We start from the raw sequence: 22,552 nt of genomic DNA, 5'->3' as shown, positions 1-22,552 counted from the left end.
ATGCATGCAAAGGGATTCAGTGTCTACTGAGTCCCTTTTTCTGTAAAATGAGAGAGAAGAAAGAGGTGGGAGAATGGACATCCGAGAAGTATTGAGTGGTGGGGATTTGCGCTCGGTCGGCCACGTCGATGAGGTCGTCACTTTCGTCGGGAACGACCCGGACCGATTCAGCGAATTGATGACCTGTTTGACCGATGACCGTCCCGTCGTCCGGATGCGAAGCGCAGACGCGATGGAAAAAGTGACACGCCGTCATCCAAAGTTGCTGCAAGCGCATCAAGCGTCCTTGTTCCAGCAGATACATATCACCACTCAACAAGAAGTGAGGTGGCACTTGGCGCAACTCATGCCACGCCTGACGTGGACGGAAGACGAGGCGGCCGCCATCGTTCATGTGCTCACCGATTGGATTGACACGGAGACGAGCAACATCGTCATCGTCAACTCCCTACAGGCGATTTTCGACTTGAGCGCCATGCATCCACGATTCCGGGACGAACTGAAAGTCTTGCTCGAGTCGCAGCTCGAGACAGGGAGTCCGGCCGTGAAGAGCCGCTCCAAAAAACTTTTACAGAAGTTGTGACCGATGGACTTCATTTCCGGTCTATAAAGATGTAAGTACATCGAGAGGGGGATTCGATTGGACGATCAAGCGATTATCGATTTGTATTGGAGACGTTCTGAGCGGGCGATTGAGGCGACGGCGCAAAAGTACGGCGGCTATTGTCGTACGATTTCCTATAACATTTTGAACAGCCGAGAGGACGCGGACGAGTGCGTCAATGATACGTATATGAAGGCGTGGCAAGCGATTCCGCCGACACGTCCAGCACGACTCGCCGCCTATTTGGCGAAGCTTGTTCGTAACGTCTCGCTCCATAAGTATGAGAAGGCGAACGCCAAGAAGCGCGGAGCCGGGCAAGTCCCGCTCATCGTCAGTGAGCTCGAACACTGTCTCGCCTCCTCCGTCGCGACCGATTCAGAAGTCGTCGAGTTGTTGAACGATTTTTTGGACCAGTTGTCGCAAGAGACCCGGCAGATTTTCATGGGACGTTACTTTCACTTTCAATCAATCAAAGACATCGCGAAGATGCGCCAGGTGAGCGAGAGCAAGGTCAAGATGGTGCTGCTGCGGACCCGTAATGACTTGAAGCAAGCGCTCGAAGCGGAAGGGGTGGCGCTATTAATGGAGATCGACTTACACGTTTGATGGGGGACGTCGATGATCGTTTCGTCGAGGAATCGATGGAAGTCGAGGTAAAGAAACGAAGACATTGGCGTTGGATGGGCGGTCTCATCGCAGCAGCCGCTGTCACACTCTTTGTCGTGACATGGGACGGTTGTGAACTACTCACCACTTATTTGCTTCGCGAATTGAAGTGGGAGCTTCTTGGGAAGACCGTGCTTTGACCAGCCACGGTTATGGGCCAAGCTCGTCGGGCAGTCCCTGCCCTGAGGTGTTTCGGTCGGCGAGGCGCAACAGGTTGAGGCTCGCGTTGACGTCGCGGTCGTGGTGTGCGCCGCACGCGGCACACGTCCACTCGCGGATGTCCATCCCCTTCTTGCCGCCGTTCTCGCCACAGCTCGAACAGACCTGGGTCGAGGCGAACCACGGGTCGGCCTTGATCAGCGTCCGTCCGTAGAATTTACATTTATATTCGAGTTGGCGGACGAACTCGCCCCACCCGGCGTCCCCGATCGACTTCGCGAGGCGGCGGTCTTTCATCATCTCCCTCGGCTTCAGCGTCTCGACCACGACGACTTGGTTCTCGTCGACGATGCGTCGCGACAGCTTGTGGAGGAAGTCATGTCGGCGGTTCCGTACTTTTTCATGCTTTTTAGCCAAAAGGATCCGGGCCTTCTCGCGGTTCTTGCTGCCGGGCTTCTTGCGGGCGAGGGCGCGCTGCGCTTGTTTGAGCCGCGCCTCGGCCTTTCGCAGGTTGCGCGGGTTCGAAATCTTCTCCGTGATGAGATCGTCGTTCGTCATGGTGGCGAAGTGTTCCAACCCGAGGTCGATGCCGACCTTGTGCTCGGCCGGGATCCATGGCTCGTCGTCCTGCTCGACGAGGAGCGACACGAAGAACTTGCCCGCCCTCGTCATCGATACGGTCGCCGAGCGGATTTCCCCGTCGAAGCCGCGATGCTGTGTGAACCGGATGAACCCGACCTTCGGGAGCCGTATGCGGTCCTCCTCGATGCGGACCGTGCCGTGCTGGTTGTTCGTCGTGTAGGACGCGTGCGCCTTCCGTCTCGACTTGAACACCGGGAAGCCGGCCGTCCCGGCGAAGAACTTCGCGAACGCCGCGTCGAGGTGCAGCTTCGCGTTCGCGAGCGCGAGGCTGTCCGCCTCGCACAGGAACGGGAACAGCGGCTTGTAGGAGGCCGGTGTCGGTGGTTTCCGCCTCGGCCCGCCGCTCGCCATCGCCTCCTCATGGATGGCGATGCGGTCCTCGAGCAGCTTGTTGTAGATGAAGCGGGTGCAGCCGATTGTCTTGATCAGGAACTCGGCCTGTGAAGCCGTCGGGTGGAGCCGGTATTTGTAGCCCTTCAGCATGTCCGTCCCTCCTTTGCCCGGTGCCAGGATGAAGCTCGTCCCATTCCGATACCCGCGGAGGGGGCGAGGAAATCTGACGGAATCGCGAACTTTTGTTCGTCGTTCTGTCACAGCGGTGGCCGAGGGCGTCGGGGACGGTCGATTCATCTCCCACCTACGCTGGGATGTGCCCCGAGACACTTAGAGGTGGGAGAATTCTCGCCTAAATCAGTTAAAGAATTGATTCCGCTGTCGGACAGCTCGAGCAATATGTCGGTCGCTTATATCGATGAAGAGGACATCGATGTCGGGATGTCGTCGGCAAACCTTGTCGAGATGAGTGAAGACGAGCTGTTCTCGAAATGGGAACCTGCCGTGGTACGGGGCGTCGTGCAACAGATTGACCACATCGAGCTCGACTTCAACGGACAAGCGGAATATCAGTCGATCGTGACGATTGGCGTGACAGACGTCTATCGGGGAGACATCGAGCCGGGCAGCACGATTCAAGTCCTCACCGTTGCCGGTGCCGGTTCTGAAGTGCTTCAGTCGGATGCGGACGTCATCTCTGAACTTCGCCTCGGTATGGAAGGGGTTTTTATGCCGAGACGGCATGATGCTTCCCACATCTGGTCACAAAACGGGGCCACGCTTCAAGTGATGGATGTGAGTGATTACGGATTTCCGGACGGTGAGCGGTACATGTTCTTGAACACGGACGAAGGACTCGTCTTCAGTCGAGATGCCTATCCGTCGCTACGTGGCGCTGAAACACTTGATGATATAGAGGCGTTCATGATGACTAAATTTAAATAAGTCACATTTCATGTCTATTTGATTTTTAAAAGCTGATATATTATTAAGTCAATATTATAATAAATATGACTTAAAGGATGAGTGTCATGGCGATACAAGGATTAACCAAATTACCTGTCAAAATAGAAATCACACAAGCCATCAAATTACTTGAACGTCTGGCGCATGTGAATACGCTACTTGGAAAACTCGATGTTGAATTGACGCATTCGAAAGCAAGTAAGCAATTAATGCAACTCTTATCGCTTCAAGAATCCGTTGAATCAACGAAAATCGAAGGATCACAAGTGACGTTCACGGATATGATGGAGTCTTCGCTGAAGAAAAGTGACGATTCCGATATTATCGAAATTCAGAACTATATGAGGGCCTTGCAGTTTGGGTATGAATCTGTCGAAAATGGTTATCCGGTGACGACGCGATTGATCAAGCAGTTACATGAGATTTTGATGAAAGGAAGTCGAGGCGAAGTCAGTTCAGCCGGTGAGTTCCGTAAAATTCAAAATTTTATCGGGCCGACGAATCGATTAGAAGATGCTTCTTATATTCCGGTAGAGGCTCATTTAATTACCGAATACATGGAGAACTTAGAAAAATTTATCAATACTGATTCTTACGGACGATTGCTACCGCAGAACCACTTAAAGTCAGACGGATATGTCATTAATGAACAAGCGGCTCCACTTCTTAAAACAGGAATTATGCATGCTCAATTTGAATCCATCCATCCATTTTTGGACGGGAACGGGCGTTTAGGGCGGATTCTAATGGTGCTTTACCTCCTGCAGCAAAAAGTGATTACGCACCCAATCTTTTTTGTGAGTGAAGAACTTGAGAAAGAAAAAGCCCGCTACTACGATTTGCTCAACGGTGTTCGTGGAGACCAGTCGGATTGGGGGAAGTGGTTACTGTTTTTCGTTGATGCTTCAGAACGAATGGCGACAAAGTTGTTGGATCAATTGAATAAAGCCAATCGCTTGCTGTCAGAAGGTGAACAGCTAATTGAAAACGAAGCGGAACGTAAACTATGGATTACGAGCTTTGAACAACCAATCTTGACGGTGGCGAAAGGTGTCGAAATGACAGGCTATTCACCGAACACGGTTCGAAAAGCACTTCATCAACTTGTGGAGAAAGAACTTTTATACGCTTCGAACACAGAGCGGAGAAATCGTAAATATCGAAATTATGCGTTATTGCGCATTTTCGTGAACTAAAAGCAGTGTGCCGTTTTTGAATCGCCAACAATGAAGGAGGAAATCATATGGACCGCACCATCACTGTTAAAGGCACAGGGAAAGTATCGGCCAAGCCTGATTTGATTGTTGTGAGAATGGATTTGACGTCAAGAGCCGTCCGCTATGAGGAGACGATGAACGGGGCGGCACTCGCCGTCACGCGGCTGCAAAAAGCGATTGAGCAGGCTGGTTTCGCGAAAACGGATTTAAAGACGACCGACTTCTCGATTGACACCGACTATGAGAGCTACCGCGACAAACAAGGTAACTACAAGTCTCGGTTCCGGGGTTACGTCTGTCAGCAGAAGACGAAACTCGAATTTCCGCTCGATACGAAACAACTGTCAGCGGTCATCGAACATGTCAGCAACTCGCTAGCCGAGCCGAAGCTGTCCATCTCGTTCACAATCAAAGATGCGGATACGATTCAAGACGAACTGCTCGCGAGTGCGGCGGCGAACGCGCGCCATCGGGCCGAACTGTTGGCGAAAGGGGCCGGGGCGACGCTCGGTGACTTGCTTCAAATCGATTACACGTGGGGCGAGCTTCATCTTTATTCGCCGACGCGTCTCACGCTCCATGACGAGGTTCTCTTCTCGGAGGCGGCAATGCCAGAACTCGAGCCGGATGAGATCGACTTGAGTGACTCGGCGACGTTCGTGTGGGCGATTCGATGAGGCGTATCATCGGATTGGTGCTGCTGTTCCTATCGGTTTCAATGTCAGCCCAAGCCTTATCTTGGGCGTATGCGTTCGTCGTGTTGGATGGACGGGTGTATGAAGTGATGGACGTCGCGGTATTGGATGCTGACTTGGGAGAAGTCGTCGGCGAGGTCAAGACGATGGCCGACGATATGGATGGCAGCTATTATGGGGACGCCTCGAACATGTATCCGGTCGGGACGACCTATCGAAAAGTGAACGGGGAAGCGACGGAGGACGTGCTCGCGGTCGAGGATGGGTCTGGGTGGAAGCGGGCCGAATATCGGCATGACGCCCCGTTCAGCATGCGTGACCATTTGGATAAGATAGCATACGCTGCCGTAGGGATTGGGGCCGCATTGTTCATTTTCATTAGAGTGAGGAAACGACAATGAATTTATATGATTTTGTAGACCATATACCAAATCGCATATTGGATCGTGGCTATGAATATTGGCTCGATGGTCGGGTCGTCGTGGAGTCAGAACGAGAATCGACATATCATCTTACAGCGGAAGGGTCGGAAACATACGAACTCCTCATCACGTTATCAGGTATTGATATTGTCGATTCGTCTTGCGATTGTCCATATACGAAAGGGCACTGTAAACACGAGGTCGCCGCCTACTTTTTGTTGCGGGAAAAGGTGGCAGTACCTTCGAACCGTAATGTGCGACAGCAGCTCCAAAAGTTAACGAAACAACAACTTGTCAATCTCCTTGTGGGATTGGCAAATGATCCGGAACTGTATCCACGAATCGCGCGTTCGTTTGATACAAATCATAAGTCGTTCACTCAAGTCATCAAGGAAATGCGACGTCGATTCAGTGATAGATTCCCCATGTTCGAACTTGATTATAGCTCGTTGTCGAGCTTCCAGTCGTTCGTTGATGCACGAGTTAGTGATGTGCTTATTGTTCAAGATCATGAGATAAGGTTGAAACAAGGCATCGCATTGATGCTCGGAATGTCAGACTATGACTTTGAAGAGTTAAGCGAAATGAGTCTGGAGACGGCAAATGAACTCGATCCGGCTATCTGTTCTGCTATTAACATGTTATCGAATGATGTGGTGTATCTCGAACTATTAGATCTCTTGAAATCGGTAGATACATGGAACTGGGCAGATTTACATCTAGAAATTCTGAAATCACTCACGTTTGAGATGAAGGACGGGTTGGATGTGTTGCGCACATATATCGAGACGTACCGTGAGACCGAGGCGGATGACCATGAAGTCGAGGAGTTAGAGGTGCTTTTGAGGATTATTGAGAAAAGAAGTGATTCATGATGAACGCTTCACCATTAAGGGAATAGTTCTGTGTAGATAACAGAGGCCGTTCATTTATGGGAGGGGAAATCGCATGAAAATTCTCATCATCTTTGACTCGATGTACGGGTGTACCGAAAAAGTCGCATATGCCATCAAGGACGGGTTCGGCGACTTACACCGCGTCGACATCATGCAGATCAGCCACGTCGGATACGGCGACCTCGCCAACCTTGATTTGTTCATCGTTGGTTCGCCGACGCATGGCGGGCGCGAGACCGAGGACGTGAAAACCTTTTTAGACGGCCTGTCGGATCATGCGCTCCGAGGCATCCGGGCTGCGGCGTTTGATACGAGCATGGCTGAAGAAGACCAAGGCTTTTTCGTCGGGAAAATCGTCAAATGGTTCGGTCACGCCTCGACCCGCATGGAGCAGTTACTGCTCGAAAAAGGAGCGGAACCGGTCCTGAAAGAATCGTTCATCGTCCTTGATAAAGAAGGACCACTTAAAGACGGAGAGCTCGAGCGGGCGACCGAATGGGCCCGTCACTTGATGGACAAATAATCTGACGTGTTCCTTACGGGACGCGTCTTTTTGACGCAGAATTGTCCGAAGCGTTCGCAAAACGGGTAAATATAAGGGTAGCTCTTTTGTGTGGAACGGAGGGAGAACGATGAAAAAATGGGAACGTGACGTCCTCATGGGTTGGATTGTCGTCTTATTGGTGCTCGTTGCGCATTATGTGATCACGGTATCACTCGGCAACACGTATTTTGCCGAGTCCACGATGAACCGAATGCTTTGGCTCAGTAGCTTCCCGGCCTTTTTGATCGCCTTTCTCGCGGCCCTCTTCCAAAAAACGAACACGCTCACGCTCGCTGTTCGTCGTAGTGTCATTTGGACGGCCGAACTCGTCGTCGGCTTCTCGCTCGTCGCCTGGTTTTTCCGGGCGTTCGAGATGTTGTTTGTGAGCCCGGGCGCATATTGGGTGTTCGGCGCCGTTCTGCTCGCTCCGCTCGTCTACTTGTTCGAGTTCCGGCGTCAAAACCGTGGGACGAAAGCCGGGGCCCACTAAATTTAGAAAACGTCTCCGTCAGGGAGGCGTTTTTAGTCTGGTCTGGAATGGGAATGGGATACAGAAGATTAGAATGGAGGGAGTCACTATGAGTCAGTATTTTTCATCATCATACGAAGAGTCGCGCGAGAAGTTTCTCGCCTTACTCGACAACGTTAAAACCTATTATCCGACGGCCCGCGTGATGTCCCACTCGATCGGCGAGGACACGATCGACTTGATCATCGGTGAGCCGGCGGGGTCACGCGAGGCGGTGCTCCTCATGACAATCGGCGAGCACGGCATCGAAGGGTATGCCGGTGCCGCTGTGACGCATCAGTTCGTCGAGACGCAACTCGAAAACCTTCGGCACGAGTCGACAGGAATTTGTCTCATCCATGCGGTCAATCCGTGGGGGATGAAGCACTTCCGCCGCGTCAATGAACATAACGTTGACTTGAACCGCAACTACGTCATCGACCGGGAATCACTCCCGCGTAACGTCAATAAAGAGTATGAAGTTATGCGGCACTTGTTCGTCCCGGACGGCGTCATCGATGACTACCATGAATCGCGCGAACATATTTACTCGTTCCTCGGTTCTGGTATCAAGCTCGACGGCTTCGAGGCGATGACCGAGGCGAAAGGGATGGGACAATATCAGTTCCCGAAAGGCGTCTATTATGGCGGTGAGTCGGATGAGCCGTCCGCCATCTTTTTGAAGGAGATTCAACATGACCTGCTTGATCGCTATGACCGCGTCGTCCACATGGATTGGCATACGGCGCTCGGTCCGACGAACGAAGTGACGATGGTCATCAGTGAGCGCGACGGGCGTGACGTCGACGAGTTGAAGCGGACTTACGGGTTGAAGAACATCCAGACGTATGACCCGACCGATGTCCTCGGGGACTCGACGAACCACTTCTACTATGTGCGCGACACGCATCACCCGGACAAACGGCTCGTCTCGGCGTTGTTCGAGTTCGGGACGTTCGGGACATCGACGAAAGCGACGATTCGCGAGTTTTTGACGATCATCCTCGAGAACCGGCTCTACTTTGAAGGGACGAAAGATCCCGAAGCACGGAATGGGATTCGAAAAGAGTTCATGGCGATGTTTTATCCGGAAGACGAGTCGTGGCGGACGTCCGTATTACGCGAAGGAGCGGCGGCGATTGAGCATGTCTTGAAAGGCGAATCGCTCTGGCGCGACAGTTGATAGGTTTCCACTTCGGTCAAACGGGAAAAGTTGGGTTGTGGGCAAACAAGCATGCCGCTCAACAATCCAACTGGGGGTTTTGACCAATGGGGAATTATATTACCGCACATGACGGAACGAGTATTTACGTGGAAGACGTCGGGACAGGCGATGCCGTCGTCTTCTTGCACGGCTGGCCGGCGAACAACAACATGTTCGAGTATCAAAAGAATGCGTTGCTCGAAGCAGGCTATCGCTACGTCGGGATCGACTATCGTGGCTACGGCAAGTCGGATGCACCGGCGACAGGTTATGACTATGCGACGATGGCGTCGGACGTGCACATGGTCGTTGACGGGCTTGGCATCAAAGATTTCACGCTCGTCGGCTTCTCGATGGGCGGGGCCATCGCCATCCGCTATGCCGTCGATTTCCCGGATGACGGGTTGAAGAAACTCGTCCTCTCAGGCGCGGCGGCACCAGTGTTCACGCAACGTCCGGACTATCCGTACGGGATGACGCAAGCTGAGGTCGACGCGTTGATCGAGGATACGCTGAAAGATCGTCCGAAGATGCTCGAAGGGTTCGGCGAGATTTTCTTCGAGAAAGAACATTCGAAACCGATGCAAAACTGGTTCCATCATCTGTCGCTCGTCGCGTCGAGCCACGGGACGATTGCTTCGGCGAAAGCGCTCCGTGATGAGGATTTGCGCGAGGACTTGCCGAAAGTCAATGTCGAGACGCTCATCATCCATGGCGTCCATGACAAGATTTGTCCGTTCGAGTTCGCGCTCGAGATGGAAAAAGGCATCCCGAACTCTCGTATCGAGCGGTTCGAGGAGAGCGGTCACGGTACCGTCCTCGACGAGATGGACAAGTTCAACAAGACGTTGCTCGGATTTATTTGACTGTGTGCCAAGCCTAGGAAGATTCCTAGGCTTTTTTTGATGGTCATCTGTAGCATGTTTGTTACGGATTTTGAGGCTAGAACGACTTGTACACGGGTATAGCTAAAATGAAGCACTTTGTTCGAGTTGAGATTGAACAAGTTTGCTGTATGTCGAGGTTTTGACATAGAGTCGTTGGTGTTCGTCACACGGTCAAGGATGGCTATGGAAAAGCCGCTCGGGACCGTGCCTGTTTTTGTGTTCTCACATAATTCGAATAGCTCGTCTGGAAACGCTTCACAAGAAAAAAGAAATAAGCCTCCTTTTGCTAGAACGGATGACATTTAGATGGTCAATTTGTGCTGACTAGACCTTAATACATGGTACAATGGAGAGGTGGATTTTTAGATTGAGGAGAGATTGTACATGAATATCGCTTTCTTTTTATATCCGAAAGAAGACGTCAAATATTTAGACCCGGAATCGACGGTGCGTCAAGCGCTCGAGAAGATGAAACATCATCGCTTCACCTCGGTGCCGCTCGTATCCGAGAACGGTTTTTACGCCGGGACGATGACGGAAGGGGATTTGCTCTGGGCACTCGCCGAACAGCTTCGCGGGGAAGAAGACTACGAAAAAGTGCTCCGGACACGCCTGAAAGACATCAAGCAACGCGTACGGTATAAACCGGTCGCCATCACGGCTCAAATCGAGGAGCTCGTCGATGCGATCACGGATCAAAACTTCGTGCCGGTCGTCGATGACGGGAAGTATTTCATCGGTATCATCCGGCGCCGCGACATCATCGAATATTACTCGACGAAGTTGCAACAGCTCGAGAATAAAGTGAACTGAACGAATGGACCAACCTGTGAAAGCGGGTTGGTTTTTGTATGTGTGAGTACAAGCAACGGGGAGGCGAGCTATAGATGGAAGCACAAGTCATTGAATCGATTGAGCTATGGTTTCAAGAGGCAGGGTCTGAGGAAGCGGTGAACTTCATCGACTTTATGTTGTTTTTGAATGAATCCGCCTATTCTTTGCTTCACCGAGACACGTTACATGGCATCTTCACCTATCAGGTCCGCTACCAAGATGGGACTTCTCAGTCCGTCTTGTACGATAAAGACGAGTGGGTCGCCCATGAACGGAATGAATGGCAAACCGGTATGAGCGGCGGTGAGTGGGTATGGTGGCTCATCGAACGATGGCGTTTTGTCGTGGAGTGGCGCAGTGGTCGAGACTTCCGGACAGGTGACGAGATAGAAGAGAACTTCTATGGGATCATCCCTTACGGTGAAGTTCAACCACTTGACGTTCTGTTGTATTCAATTATTGAAAATGATGCCCACAACACAGAAGCGTTAATCAAAGAGGGATATTACCATGACCCGCTGCTGCAGAAATGGATTGTCATTCCCGATTCGACGGACAGCCTACGACCGCTCGTGTTGGCCGTCTGTTACAACGAAGGAATCATCGAGACACCCCGAACTATCGAGCGGATTGAAGTGACGTTCACCGATTTGACGACAGGAGCGGTCCAATCGCTTGCGAGTGCACTCGAAGCGTATGAGAAACCGGCAGACCTCGATTTAGATGACATCGAGTATCGCGATGACATGTTTTATCGCGACGAGTCCATTCAAGGGACGATTCGTTACGAGGTGACGTATCAAGGCGGAAGGGTCCAATATGTCGAACATGACAAATCAGAGATGTTTATGGATTGGGACATGGCGATCATCAAGTGGTTTTTCGAGCATTGGCTTAAGCTGTACGAAGCGTATGCCGAAAAGTCGTTTCCGTCCGGTCAACCATTGCAACGCTTTGAATCGGGCTATGATTATTGGAAAGCCAGACTGTCACCGGAAGCGTGGGACGAGCTCATTCATTCGACAGACCCTTTCGACCAACAACTTTTAACGGATAAGGAACCCCATGACGAGATTCGAGACGCAAAAGAGCAGTTCGAAATGATGTTCGATCAAGCAGCGGAACTCTATCTCGAAGATTTGCGTCACGGATTTTATGTTGATCAACTGTTGGAACAACGAATCGACGTCGAAAGCTCGTTCGATGCCGTGATTGCTCTTTACAAAGAAATATCCGAGGCAGAGCAGAAAAGGCGAACGAGGGAGCAACTGCTTTATGGGGAAAAGGATGAAGGTCACGCTAATTGATTGAATAAAGGCTATGGAAAAAATAGGGACATTCTTTATACTTGTACGTATAGAGTCAAGACATACAAGGAAGGAGTGACAATGAATGGCGATGCCGGATTTACTTATGCTGCGGGAATCGCTCAAACCGGGTTGTGCGAATTGTTTCGGTCTCTGTTGTGTGGCGTTCCACTACTTGAAATCTGAGGATTTCCCCATGGATAAACCCGCAGGACAGCCGTGTGTCCATTTGGCAGATTCGTATGCCTGCAACATCCATTCCGAACTGCGTGAGCGGGGCTTCAAAGGATGTACGGTGTACGACTGTCTCGGGGCCGGGCAATTCGTGTCGCAAGTGACGTTTCACGGACGAAGCTGGCGGGAGGCGGATGTCGACGATACGCGCATGTTCGAAACGGTACCAATCATGAGCCAAGTCCATGAGCTGTTGCTCTACATAAGCGACATCCTGAGCCGAGTAATCCCAAAGCGCGATGCACGAGTACTCGAGACATTATTGGAAGACCTACTGGCTTTCCGTGAGTTACCGCCTAAACAGTTGAGCGGTACGGCACTGATGGCATTCCGACAACGGGCCCGCCCATTGTTTGTCCGACTCAGTCGGCACATTCGAGCGGAAGGGTTGAAACATAACGGCCTGACGTTGACGTCACGCCACAAGCAAGACCGGGCCGATTTGATTGGTCGAAACGTGAGTCAGCATGACGTGAGAGGGACGTGTTATCGAGGCGCCTTGTTGATTGGTGCTAACTTACGTGGGCAAGACCTGTCCTATGTCGATTTCATGGGGGCCGACGTACGAGATTTGGATGTGCGAGGAGCAACGTTGACCGACAGTCTGTTTTTGACACAGATGCAAGTGAACGCGATGAACGGGGACCGGAATACGAGACTGGCGCCCGTTTACACGCGACCGAGCCATTGGCTGTAACGCAAGAGACGACTTCCACAATGGAAAGTCGTCTTTTTGATGTGCTTGTGTTACGAGAGCGGTGGGAAATGGGGGAGCACATATTCCCCGAGCTCCTCGATGACCTCGTCGGCCGGACGTTGCCCGTCGAACAAGGCGAAGAACAGATGATTGACGCCGATGGCCCGATACGCCTCGAGCAATTTGATCAACTGGTTGCGGCCGACACGGAAGCCGAGCCGGATCGGAGTCGGAAGCTCGTCCGCGTCATGCGCCAAATCGAGATGCATCGGCATCGAGAACGGGCGGAACCCTTTTCCATGCGTCTGACCTGATTCGCGCCAATCGTTCAGCACTTGCTGTTGGGCGAATGGGGCCTGCGGATAATACATCCACCCGTCCCCGTGTTGCCCGAGCCAGTCCATGTCCTGCTGCGCGAACCCGGTGATCATCGTCGGGATGCGTTTTTTCGGACGGGGCACGAGCGTCGCCTCATGGACCTCGCCGTACGACGAATCGATGGTCGGATAGTTGTGGTAGAGCGCCTGTTCCATGACACGGAGCGATTCTTTGAACTGCTCGCCCCGTGTCGCATGGTCGACCCCGAGTCCTTTGAAGTCGGCCCGACGGTCGCCGGACGAGATGCCGAGAATCAAACGTTCCGGGAACAACGCTTCAATCGTCGCGACTTCTTTCGCCGAACGGAGCGGGTGCCGGAGCGGCAAGACGAGGGCGGACGTGCCGAGGGCGATGCGCTTCGTCTGACCGAGCAAGTGTGTCCCATAGATGAGCATGTCGTAAATCTGTCCGACGGCCGGGTCCAAGAAGTTCGGGTCTTTCAGCAAGACGTCTCGGAGCCAGAGCGCCGTGAAGCCATAGTCGTCCGCTCGTTTGGCGAGCTCGACTTGACGTTCGAGCGTCGGGGTGCGCATCTTGAAATTTTCTAACGGGATGTGGAGGCCGAGCGTGAGCTCGCCCTCCCGATACATCCGATTGTAGCTGACATGATTGTTGAACATGGTGTCCTCCTTAGCTCGCTTCCAAACGACGTGAGACGGCGGTCAAGATGACAGCGATGATGACCATGATGCCACCGACCCAAGGCGTATGCACGAGACCGATCGAGTCCGCGACAATCCCACCGATGGTCGCACCGAGCGCGATACCGATATTGAAGGCGGCGATGTTGAGCGCCGACGCGACATCGACCGCGGCCGGTACATACTTCTCTGCCAACTGCACGATATATAGTTGAAGGCCAGGTACGTTCATGAAGGCGAGCAGTCCCATCAAGACGATGGCGATGAGTCCCGCGACTTTGAACGGAATCATGAACGACATGACGATCATGACAGCGGCGTGGACGATGAACATATAGAACAACGCCTTGGCCGGGTCTTCATTGGCAAATTTTCCGCCTGCCCAGTTGCCGATGGCGACGGCGATCCCGTAGACGAGTAGGACGATACTAATCAAGCTCGGACTGATGTTCGTCACGTCCTGCATGATTGGCGTCAAGTACGTGAAGGCGACGAACGTTCCGCCGTAACCGAGTGCGGTGATCAAGAAGCCGAGCATGATTCGGCCGTTCGTGAGCAATTTCTTCATATCGGAGAACTTCGCTGGTGGCGACTGTTTCAAATCTTTCGGAATCAAGAAGAAGCTGGCGATGATCGATACGATCCCAAGTGCGGCGACGGCGAAGAACGTGGCGCGCCATCCGAACGCTTGACCGATGAACGTGCCGAGCGGGACGCCGGTCACGGTCGCGACCGTCAAGCCAGTGAACATGAGTGCGATGGCACTCGCTTTTTTATGCGGTGGCACGAGCTGTACGGCAATCGTCGCCCCGATGGAGAAGAAGACACCGTGTGCGAACGCGGTGATAAATCGGGCGGCAATCAACAGTTCGAAACTGGTTGATAAGGCGGATACCAAGTTCCCGCCGATAAAGACGACCATGAGTGCCATGAGTAACGTCTTGCGATTCATCCGGTTCGTGAGTGCCGTCAAGATCGGCGCACCGACGGCGACGCCGATGGCATAACCGGAGATGATAAGACCGGCGAGCGTGATGCCAATATTCAAGTCGCTGGCGATTGAGGCGAGCAGGCCGACCGGGACGAACTCGGTCGTCCCGATGCCGAAGGCGCTAATGGCGAGGGCGAGCAGTGCCAGCCCTCCGTTTTTCGGTGCCTGTTCGTCGACGGGCTGGGTGTACGGTTGATTCATGAGTAATTCCTCCTAAGAATGTTTGTTGAGATGAGGGCCCTTCATCTCGAGGCAGCTCGAGCATCTCCCATCTTCTCTATTGTCCAGTACGGTCGAAAAAGATCCTTACTGTCTCAAGAAGCGGTTACTGGTGAGATGAACTTGTATAACTGAGCTACAGTTGCTATCATAAGTCCATCGAATTTAATTGGGAAGTACGCACTTTCAAGTACGATAGGCACCGAAAAGTACCTATCCCGGTCTATAAGGAGGAACCATCATGCCATACAACATCCCGGTCGAGGCGACGCTCGACGTCATCGGCGGCAAGTGGAAAGTCGTCATCATGTGTCATTTGATTAAAGGGGAACGGCGGACGAGTGAATTGAAAAAGCTCATGCCGAACATCACGCAAAAAATGCTCACGCAACAGTTGCGCGAGCTCGAGGCGGACAGTGTCATCATCCGCACGGTGTATGAGCAAGTCCCACCGAAAGTCGTCTATTCCCTGTCCGACTACGGCTGGTCGCTCCAACCGATTTTGGATGCGATGTGTGCCTGGGGAGAAGGGCATATTGAACAGACCGGGGAAGACGTCATCTCCTAAATCAGAAAAGACAGCGGCTCTTCAATGAGAGAACCGCTGTCTTTTTATCGTTATGAGGCGGATGCGTCTTTTGAGACAGCTTGTTTGCTGCTCCATAACGTCTCCATCTCTTCGAGCGTTTTGCCTTTCGTCTCCGGTACGAGCTTCCAGACGAACAAGGCGGACAATACGCTCATCACCCCGTAAAATCCGTATGTCATCGTACCACTAAATTCCATCATCATCGGATAGGTCGATGAAATGAAGTAGTTGGCGGTCCATTGAGCGGCGACGGCGATTGCGACCGCTTGCCCTCGAATTTTATTTGGGAAGATTTCCGAAATGAGTACCCAACAAATCGGTCCCCATGACATCATGAATGAGGCTGTGTAGATGATGATGAAGATGAGTGTACCGATTCCGATTGCATTCGTGTAGGCCATCGAAGCGACACCGAACATCCCGATTGCCATGCCGACCGAACCGATGATGAGCAGTGGTTTTCGACCGACTTTATCGACAAACAAGATGGCGACGATGGTGAAGACGACGTTGACGAGCCCCATGACGACGGTCTGCATCATGGAAGCATCTTTAGCGGCACCCATACTTTCAAAGATTCGTGGGGCATAGTACAATGCGACGTTGATGCCGACAAATTGTTGGAACACCGATAAGAGAATCCCGATGGTGATGACCAGTTTTCCGTAAGTGAACAGCTTGGCTGAAGAATGACTGACAGACGATTTGATGTCTTGCATGATTGCTTCGGCACGTTCTTTGCCATTGATTCGACTGAGGATGTGGAGAGCCTTTTCTTCCTCGCCTTGGAGCGCCAAATACCGTGGTGTTTCCGGAACAATCAATAAGAGCGAACCGAAAAGGAGGGCCGGGATGGCTTCAGAGGCAAACATATACCGCCAACCGATGTCATCGATCCAGGCGACCGTTTGCCCACTTGTGACCGACCAGTTGACGAAGTAGACGACGAGCATCCCGAGGATGATGGCAAATTGGTTTAGCGACACGAGCCGTCCTCGAATCGCAGCTGGCGCGACCTCACTGATATACATTGGCGTGATGGCCGAGGCAAGTCCGACGCCGATTCCGCCGATGATGCGATACAAGTTGAACGTAAGTAGAAGGGCAATCGTCGGTTCGCCTCTCGTAAAGAAGAGGACTTCGGGATAAGCCGATCCCAGTGCGGACAAGAAGAAAAGAGTGGCCGCGAAAATCAATGATTTTTTACGACCAAATCGGCTTGCGAATATACCGGAGATGATCCCCCCGATGATACAACCGATCAATGCCGAGGAAGTGGTCGCCCCGTGTACGAGCGAACTTAAATTCAGCCCGTCAATAAAATACTTCTCCAATGATTTCTCTGCGCCTGAGATGACAGCAGTATCATAACCGAACAACAGGCCACCTAATGTCGCGACGAGTGTGATGGTCATGAGGTATAGCGTGTTCTGATTTTGTTTCATCACGTTTTGCCCTCCTTGGAATTGGTAACGCTTACAATATCGAGTGAAAAAATAAGTTAGTTTGTTTGACGGATAAACTAACTATCCTTATCATACAAAATGAGGCTCGAATTCTCAACTATATTTTTGGAGTTTTTGTATAATGAATTTGAGAGTAAAACGGAATGGGACGAAAGTTAAACGATGGATGAGACATCACTTCGTATAAAGGGGAGACAAAGTCATTGGCAAAATTAGATGTGACCGCTGATCAACAGCTTGTGAAAAAAATGAATAAAACCGTATTGTTGAATGAAATCATTCGTAGTTACCCAATTTCACGCGCAAAACTGTCAGAAGTGACGGGATTGAACAAATCGACGGTATCTGCGCAAATTGGCGCTCTATTGAATGAAGAACTCATCTTTGAAATCGGACAAGGCGATTCGAGCGGGGGGCGTCGCCCGGTCATGCTCGTGTTCAACCAGCAGGCAGGATTCACGATCGGAGTCGATTTAGGCGTGAAAGCGATCAATGCGGTATTGACCGATTTAAAAGGCAACGTTGTGGAGTCGTTGACGACCGAGTGGGCCGAGGCGGACCAGGAGGCAGAACCGAAAGTAAGAGCTGCCATCGATGTGTTGCTTGGTAAGATGCCGTCCTCTCCATATGGGCTCATTGGAATCGGTGTCTCGGTGCCTGGACTCATCAATCGCGAGCAACAAGTCATTTTTGTCCCGAACCTCCGTCCTGACGTGACGAGTTTGAAGCAAGATTTAGAGAATCGTTATGATGTACCCGTCAATTTAGAGAACGAGGCCAATGCGGGGGCTTACGGAGAACGACGGTTCGGGGCCGGGAAAGACCATGAGGAGATGGTCTTCGTCAGTCTCGGGACCGGTGTCGGTACGGGCATCATCTTGCATGGGGAACTGTATCGAGGCGAGGACGGGTTCGCTGGCGAGTTCGGGCATATGTCGATTGAATACAATGGACCGAAATGTACGTGTGGCAACCGAGGGTGTTGGGAGTTGTATGCCTCGGAAAAAGTGCTATGGGACAAGTATTTGCCGGGGCACACGGTCGAGACGCTCCAACGAAGTTTACAGGCCAATGAGGCATCGGTGTTGAATGAACTACAAAAATGGTGCTTTTACGTCGGGGTCGGGTTGAACACGGTACTGAACGTCTATAATCCGAAAGTGATCGTCATTCAAAGTCGGGTCATCGAGTCACATCCGATGGTTCTCAACATGATTCGTACGGCGATCTCATCGCGGGTGTATGCGCAAGCCGATCATTCGTTCGAGCTCATCCCGTCGAAATTGAGCGACCACGCTTCAGCGATCGGGATGGCCTCGCTTGCCATCGAGCAGTTTTTACAGCGTCGAATGATGCAATGACGAATAGCCCGTCACCTTCAGGTGGCGGGCTATTGTTATGGGGCAAACGTCCACGTCGTCTCGGAGACGTATGTCTCGGCGGGACGTAACACACTACGAGGGTCCAGCAGGTTCGGTGCTTGTTGCGTCTCTAAACAAAGGCCGGTCCGTCTCAGCTCGTTCGGAAGCATATTACCCGAATAGAAGACGACACACGGCTCGGTCGTATGGACGGAAAGCCTGCGGCCGGAAGCATGACGAAGATTGATTTGAGGACGTTCCGTTTGGGACAGGCAAAACGGGTGGTCGAAGCCTCCGGCGAGGTCAAGTTGCGCATCTGTATCATTTAGACCATCTTCGATTCGTTTCGCCTCTCTAAAATCGAATGCCCGAGAGGTCATGACAGATTTCACGCGGCGCGGAATAAGGGTCTCGTCTAGTTCATAGAACGAGTCACTCATAAGCTGAAGCGTATGGTCAGAAATCGGCAGGGACGTCCCTGATAAATTGAAGTATGTGTGATTCGTCATGTTCATGACGGTCGGCGCGTCGGTCTTCGCCTCATAGCGAATCGCCACGGCGTGGGGAATAATCGTGTATTCGACCAAGACGTCAATATTCCCAGGATATCCGTGATGGCCATGCGGAAACGACCGTTCAAATCGAATGGTCACGCCATCATCCGTCCGTTCGATGGATGGAGTCCAGACCACCTTATGGAAGTGATCACCGTGAAGGTGGTTGGGACCGTCGTTCAAAGGCAGGTGAACGGTCTGGTCGTCGAGTGTGAACTGACCGTTCTGTATCCTTCCGGCCACCCGTCCGACCACGCAACCTAGATAATAATCGTGACGGACGTAATCCTCAAGCGAATCAAGCGCTAATACGACGTTCTCGATGTTCCCCAGTTGATCGGGGACGGCAATTTCCGTGATGGTACACCCATAATCGATACAAGAAAAGCTGAACGAGTCTGTCGATACGCGGTGACGCGAGACGGGGATACCGTCCACGGTCCCGTAATGGTCGGATGTATAGTTCATCGTCGTCTCACTTTCTCCGAAATGCGGACAGGCCATGAGAGAGCTGTTTCGTGGCCGGATAGACTTGTTGGTAGAGTGCGAACAAGGCGTGGTAGCGTGTGACGTTTTCTGGAATCGGTTCGTATCGCTTCGCCTCCTGAATGAACGCCTCACTGCAGGCCTCGAGACTATCAAACCACCCACAGCCGTAAGCAGCCAACATGGCGGCACCGAGCGCACAGCCTTGCTCGTTGGAAAGCTTGATGATGGTGGCGTCGAAGATGTCTGCCTGCATTTGCAGCCACGCCTCGTTTTTGGCGCCCCCTCCTATCGAAACGATCGACGTGATCACTTTCCCTTCCGCACGGAACAGCTCGAGTGACTCTTTTAAGGAGAACGTGATCCCTTCTAGCACGGCCCGTGAAAAATCGGCGAGGCGATGGGTGGAGTCCATCCCGATAAAGCTTCCTCGCACCATGGCATCCGCATGAGGGGTCCGTTCTCCGACGAGATAAGGGGTGAACAAGAGGCCGTTCGCCCCGATCGGTACGTCTTTCACTTCGGCGAGCAGCGTCTCGAATGATTGGTCCGGTGCGAACGTATCCTTGAACCAGGATAAGCTATGTCCTGCTGCCAAGGTGACACCCATCGTATAATAGGCACCTGGCTTAGCATGATTGAAATAATGGACTTTCCCTTTAAAATCGAGCAGGGCGGTTGGTTCATAGGCCAAGACGACACCCGACGTGCCGATGCTGCACATCGTTTGTTGATCGTTCAAAATACCGGCCCCGATGGCACCACAGGCATTGTCCGCACCTCCGGCGAACACGCTGACGCTCGAAGATAGGCCGGTGCGCGTCGCGTAGTAAGAGCTGAGCGTCCCGATTTGATCAGACGACTCGACGAGTGGGGGACAGAGGGATTTCGGCACACCGACCCGTTCACAGATTTCATCGCTCCATTCCTTTTTAGCGATATCGAGGAGAAGCGTTCCGGCCGCATCGGAATAATCCATGTGCAGTTGACCTGTCAACGCATAGCGGACGTAGTCTTTCGGGAGCAGGAAGACGGCCGCTTGACGGAACAAGTCAGGCTCATGCCGTTTCACCCATAGTAGTTTCGGGAGCGTGAAGCCCTCGAGCGCAGGGTTTTTAGTGAGGTCGAGGAGTAGCGGTCCGAGTCGATCTTTGATCTCCTCACATTCAGCCGTCGTCCGCGTATCGTTCCAAAGAATCGCATTGCGAAGCAACTGATGTTGCGCATCGAGTAAGACGAGCCCATGCATTTGTCCCGAGAAGCTGATGCCTTCGATGTCTTCAGGACGTCCTTCGAACTGTTGAACGAGCTCGGCCAAGGCGTTGACCGTCTGTTCGACCCAGGCCGACGGATCTTGTTCGCTGTAGCCTTCTCGTTCTTGGATGAGGGGGTAGGCGCGACTCGCTTCCCCGCAGAGTTGCCCGTTTTTGTCGACGAGGATGGCTTTGACCGCACTCGTCCCTAAATCGATTCCGATGACGTATTTCATTAGGTTCATCCTTTCCGGTTTGATTTAAAAGCCCAGACCCCATCATGGAGTCTGGGCTTCGCGATTAAGGGCGTTGTACATCCAACAAGTATTGGTTGAGGATGTGACGGAGCTGTTCTTGACGTCCCGATTTATTTTGGATGTCGGTAAGCGTGAACGCATGGGCCTCAAGTTTGTGGAAGTCGGTTTGACCGGAGACGATGTCTTTTCCGATTCCCTCATTGTAGCTTGCGTAGCGATCTTGGATGACGTTCTCGAACACACGGTCATCAATCAAGCGTTGAGCGACTTTCGCACCGACGGCGAAGCTGTCCATGCCTGCGATGTGGGCATAGAACAAGTCCTCAGGTTCGAATGAACCGCGGCGGACTTTCGCATCGAAGTTGAGCCCACCGCTTCCGAGCCCACCATTCAACAAGATCTCATACATGGCGAGCGTCGTTGAATAGAGGTCGGTCGGGAATTCATCCGTATCCCAGCCGAGGAGCGGGTCACCTTGGTTCGCGTCGACGGACCCGAGCATCCCATTCACGCGGGCGACGCGGAGCTCATGTTCGAACGTGTGTCCGGCGAGCGTCGCATGGTTGGCTTCGATGTTGAATTTGAAGCGGTCCGCCAAGTCATATTTTTGCAAGAAGGCGAGACCCGTCGCCACGTCAAAGTCGTATTGGTGTTTCGTCGGCTCTTTTGGTTTCGGTTCGATCAAGAACTGGGCATCAAAGCCGATCTCTTTGGCATAGCTATCGGCCATGTGGAAGAAGCGGGCCAAGTTATCAAGCTCAAGTCCCATGTCGGTGTTGAGCAACGTTTCATACCCTTCACGACCTCCCCAGAACACATAGTTCTCGGCCCCGAGCTCTTTCCCGACCTCTAATCCTTTTTTCACTTTCGCTGCTGCGTAGGCGTACACATCTGCGTTCGGTGCCGTGGCGGCTCCGTGAATCCAGCGCGGATGCGAGAACATGTTCGCTGTGTTCCAAAGTAATTTCGTCTTACTCGTTTTCATATATTCTTTCATCATCGAGACGATGATATCGATATTTCGGTTCGTCTCAGCGAGGGTGCTTCCTTCAGGGGCGATATCGAAATCATGGAAGCAGAAGTAAGGCACGTTCAACTTGTCAAAGAACTCGAACGCCGCTTCGACACGGGCTTTGGCGAGGTCCATTCCTGAAAGGCGGTCATACGGTCGGATCATCGTGGCTTTGCCGAACGGATCGGTTCCATCGGCTGTGAACGTATGCCAATATGAGACGGCGAAACGGAGCAGCTCTTCCATCGACTTCCCACCAATTTGTTCCTCTGGGTTGTAGTGTTTGAAGGCGAATGGGTTTGTAGAAGAAGTACCTTCAAATTTGATTTGTCCGACACCTTGATAGTATTCCTTTTTCGTTTGAGTTTGTGACATGCGATTCATCCTCCTCATTTCTGTAATCGTTTTCAGGAATAGAATACATCAAACTTTTTAGTTTGTCCATCGAACAAACTAAGTTTTTTGAATTATCTTTTTGAACTTTTTCACCGTGAGTTGGCTCACAGGTTAATCGGGCGTCAACTCGGGTA

The 22,552-nt window shown here is 52.1% G+C and carries 24 protein-coding genes; 17 read left to right on the top strand and 7 right to left on the bottom strand.

Annotation, left to right across the window (positions count from 1 at the left end; translation table 11 throughout):
• Positions 1 to 73 precede the first annotated feature (73 nt).
• The 3 genes from AC13H5_RS11300 to AC13H5_RS11290 are packed head-to-tail and all read left to right on the top strand — an operon-like array spanning position 74 to position 1,410.
• On the top strand, positions 74 to 583 hold the full coding sequence (locus AC13H5_RS11300) for a hypothetical protein (protein WP_483545760.1): 510 nt from the start codon (positions 74 to 76) through the stop codon (positions 581 to 583).
• A 57-nt stretch (positions 584 to 640) separates the two neighbouring features.
• A complete protein-coding gene (locus AC13H5_RS11295) occupies positions 641 to 1,210 on the top strand; it encodes an RNA polymerase sigma factor (RefSeq protein WP_483545759.1) in 570 nt (189 codons plus the stop codon).
• Positions 1,207 to 1,410, top strand: coding sequence for a hypothetical protein (locus AC13H5_RS11290; protein ID WP_215189831.1), 204 nt, complete (start codon positions 1,207 to 1,209; stop codon positions 1,408 to 1,410). The genes AC13H5_RS11295 and AC13H5_RS11290 overlap by 4 nt, the downstream gene beginning before the upstream one ends.
• Positions 1,411 to 1,420: 10 nt before the next feature.
• Here AC13H5_RS11290 and AC13H5_RS11285 read toward each other — a convergent pair whose 3' ends face one another.
• Entirely contained in the window at positions 1,421 to 2,554 is a 1,134-nt protein-coding gene (locus AC13H5_RS11285) for an RNA-guided endonuclease TnpB family protein (protein WP_483545758.1), read from the bottom strand.
• A gap of 186 nt (positions 2,555 to 2,740) precedes the next feature.
• On the opposite strand from AC13H5_RS11285, the gene AC13H5_RS11280 reads away from it, so the two are divergent.
• The 12 genes from AC13H5_RS11280 to AC13H5_RS11225 all read left to right on the top strand — a co-directional run bounded on the left by AC13H5_RS11280 (position 2,741) and on the right by AC13H5_RS11225 (position 12,815).
• A complete protein-coding gene (locus AC13H5_RS11280; protein WP_483545757.1) occupies positions 2,741 to 3,349 on the top strand; it encodes a hypothetical protein in 609 nt (202 codons plus the stop codon).
• An 86-nt stretch (positions 3,350 to 3,435) separates the two neighbouring features.
• Positions 3,436 to 4,566, top strand: a complete 1,131-nt coding sequence (locus AC13H5_RS11275; RefSeq protein WP_483545756.1) for a Fic family protein — start codon at positions 3,436 to 3,438, stop codon at positions 4,564 to 4,566.
• Between the two features lie 47 nt (positions 4,567 to 4,613).
• Positions 4,614 to 5,264 carry an SIMPL domain-containing protein gene (locus tag AC13H5_RS11270; protein WP_214707069.1) on the top strand — a complete coding sequence of 217 codons (651 nt, stop codon included), beginning with the start codon at positions 4,614 to 4,616 and terminating at the stop codon, positions 5,262 to 5,264.
• Positions 5,261 to 5,683: a hypothetical protein gene (locus AC13H5_RS11265; RefSeq protein ID WP_483545755.1), complete on the top strand. Its 423-nt coding sequence runs from the start codon at positions 5,261 to 5,263 to the stop codon at positions 5,681 to 5,683. The genes AC13H5_RS11270 and AC13H5_RS11265 overlap by 4 nt, the downstream gene beginning before the upstream one ends.
• Positions 5,680 to 6,579, top strand: coding sequence for an SWIM zinc finger family protein (locus AC13H5_RS11260; protein ID WP_215189836.1), 900 nt, complete (start codon positions 5,680 to 5,682; stop codon positions 6,577 to 6,579). The genes AC13H5_RS11265 and AC13H5_RS11260 overlap by 4 nt, the downstream gene beginning before the upstream one ends.
• A 73-nt stretch (positions 6,580 to 6,652) precedes the next feature.
• On the top strand, positions 6,653 to 7,123 hold the full coding sequence (locus AC13H5_RS11255; protein ID WP_233004525.1) for a flavodoxin family protein: 471 nt from the start codon (positions 6,653 to 6,655) through the stop codon (positions 7,121 to 7,123).
• A gap of 109 nt (positions 7,124 to 7,232) precedes the next feature.
• A complete protein-coding gene (locus tag AC13H5_RS11250) occupies positions 7,233 to 7,634 on the top strand; it encodes a hypothetical protein (RefSeq protein ID WP_214753945.1) in 402 nt (133 codons plus the stop codon).
• Positions 7,635 to 7,722: 88 nt separating this feature from the next.
• Positions 7,723 to 8,835, top strand: coding sequence for a M14 family metallopeptidase (locus AC13H5_RS11245; protein ID WP_131472911.1), 1,113 nt, complete (start codon positions 7,723 to 7,725; stop codon positions 8,833 to 8,835).
• An 86-nt stretch (positions 8,836 to 8,921) separates the two neighbouring features.
• Positions 8,922 to 9,722: an alpha/beta fold hydrolase gene (locus tag AC13H5_RS11240; protein WP_214824939.1), complete on the top strand. Its 801-nt coding sequence runs from the start codon at positions 8,922 to 8,924 to the stop codon at positions 9,720 to 9,722.
• Positions 9,723 to 10,127: 405 nt separating this feature from the next.
• Positions 10,128 to 10,556, top strand: a complete 429-nt coding sequence (locus AC13H5_RS11235) for a CBS domain-containing protein (protein ID WP_021066516.1) — start codon at positions 10,128 to 10,130, stop codon at positions 10,554 to 10,556.
• 74 nt (positions 10,557 to 10,630) lie between these two features.
• Positions 10,631 to 11,884: a hypothetical protein gene (locus AC13H5_RS11230; RefSeq protein WP_483545754.1), complete on the top strand. Its 1,254-nt coding sequence runs from the start codon at positions 10,631 to 10,633 to the stop codon at positions 11,882 to 11,884.
• Between the two features lie 196 nt (positions 11,885 to 12,080).
• The gene (locus AC13H5_RS11225; RefSeq protein WP_483545753.1) at positions 12,081 to 12,815 is read left to right on the top strand and encodes a pentapeptide repeat-containing protein; all 735 of its coding nucleotides are present in this window, start codon (positions 12,081 to 12,083) and stop codon (positions 12,813 to 12,815) included.
• Positions 12,816 to 12,865: 50 nt separating this feature from the next.
• Here AC13H5_RS11225 and AC13H5_RS11220 read toward each other — a convergent pair whose 3' ends face one another.
• On the bottom strand, positions 12,866 to 13,813 hold the full coding sequence (locus AC13H5_RS11220) for an LLM class oxidoreductase (RefSeq protein WP_483545752.1): 948 nt from the start codon (positions 13,811 to 13,813) through the stop codon (positions 12,866 to 12,868).
• Between the two features lie 10 nt (positions 13,814 to 13,823).
• On the bottom strand, positions 13,824 to 15,026 hold the full coding sequence (locus tag AC13H5_RS11215; RefSeq protein WP_214824959.1) for an MFS transporter: 1,203 nt from the start codon (positions 15,024 to 15,026) through the stop codon (positions 13,824 to 13,826).
• Between the two features lie 256 nt (positions 15,027 to 15,282).
• Here AC13H5_RS11215 and AC13H5_RS11210 point away from each other — a divergent pair, with 256 nt between their 5' ends.
• Positions 15,283 to 15,612 carry a winged helix-turn-helix transcriptional regulator gene (locus AC13H5_RS11210; protein WP_233004958.1) on the top strand — a complete coding sequence of 110 codons (330 nt, stop codon included), beginning with the start codon at positions 15,283 to 15,285 and terminating at the stop codon, positions 15,610 to 15,612.
• Positions 15,613 to 15,662: 50 nt separating this feature from the next.
• Here the strand turns inward: AC13H5_RS11210 and xylE are convergent, their stop codons facing one another.
• Positions 15,663 to 17,078, bottom strand: a complete 1,416-nt coding sequence (xylE, locus tag AC13H5_RS11205) for a D-xylose transporter XylE (RefSeq protein ID WP_483545751.1) — start codon at positions 17,076 to 17,078, stop codon at positions 15,663 to 15,665.
• Positions 17,079 to 17,347: 269 nt separating this feature from the next.
• Here xylE and AC13H5_RS11200 point away from each other — a divergent pair, with 269 nt between their 5' ends.
• Positions 17,348 to 18,460, top strand: coding sequence for an ROK family protein (locus AC13H5_RS11200; RefSeq protein WP_483546558.1), 1,113 nt, complete (start codon positions 17,348 to 17,350; stop codon positions 18,458 to 18,460).
• Positions 18,461 to 18,495: 35 nt separating this feature from the next.
• Here the strand turns inward: AC13H5_RS11200 and AC13H5_RS11195 are convergent, their stop codons facing one another.
• The 3 genes from AC13H5_RS11195 to xylA form a co-directional block, all read right to left on the bottom strand.
• Complete coding sequence (locus tag AC13H5_RS11195; protein WP_483545750.1) at positions 18,496 to 19,482, bottom strand: aldose epimerase family protein; 987 nt, start codon at positions 19,480 to 19,482, stop codon at positions 18,496 to 18,498.
• Positions 19,483 to 19,489: 7 nt separating this feature from the next.
• Positions 19,490 to 20,989, bottom strand: a complete 1,500-nt coding sequence (gene xylB / locus AC13H5_RS11190; RefSeq protein WP_483545749.1) for a xylulokinase — start codon at positions 20,987 to 20,989, stop codon at positions 19,490 to 19,492.
• Positions 20,990 to 21,053: 64 nt separating this feature from the next.
• Complete coding sequence (gene xylA, locus AC13H5_RS11185) at positions 21,054 to 22,397, bottom strand: xylose isomerase (RefSeq protein ID WP_483545748.1); 1,344 nt, start codon at positions 22,395 to 22,397, stop codon at positions 21,054 to 21,056.
• Positions 22,398 to 22,552: the final 155 nt, after the last annotated feature.

The organism is Exiguobacterium sp. FD-YE-25-4, assembly GCF_057004685.1.
This window is presented reverse-complemented; position numbering and strand designations above follow the sequence as displayed.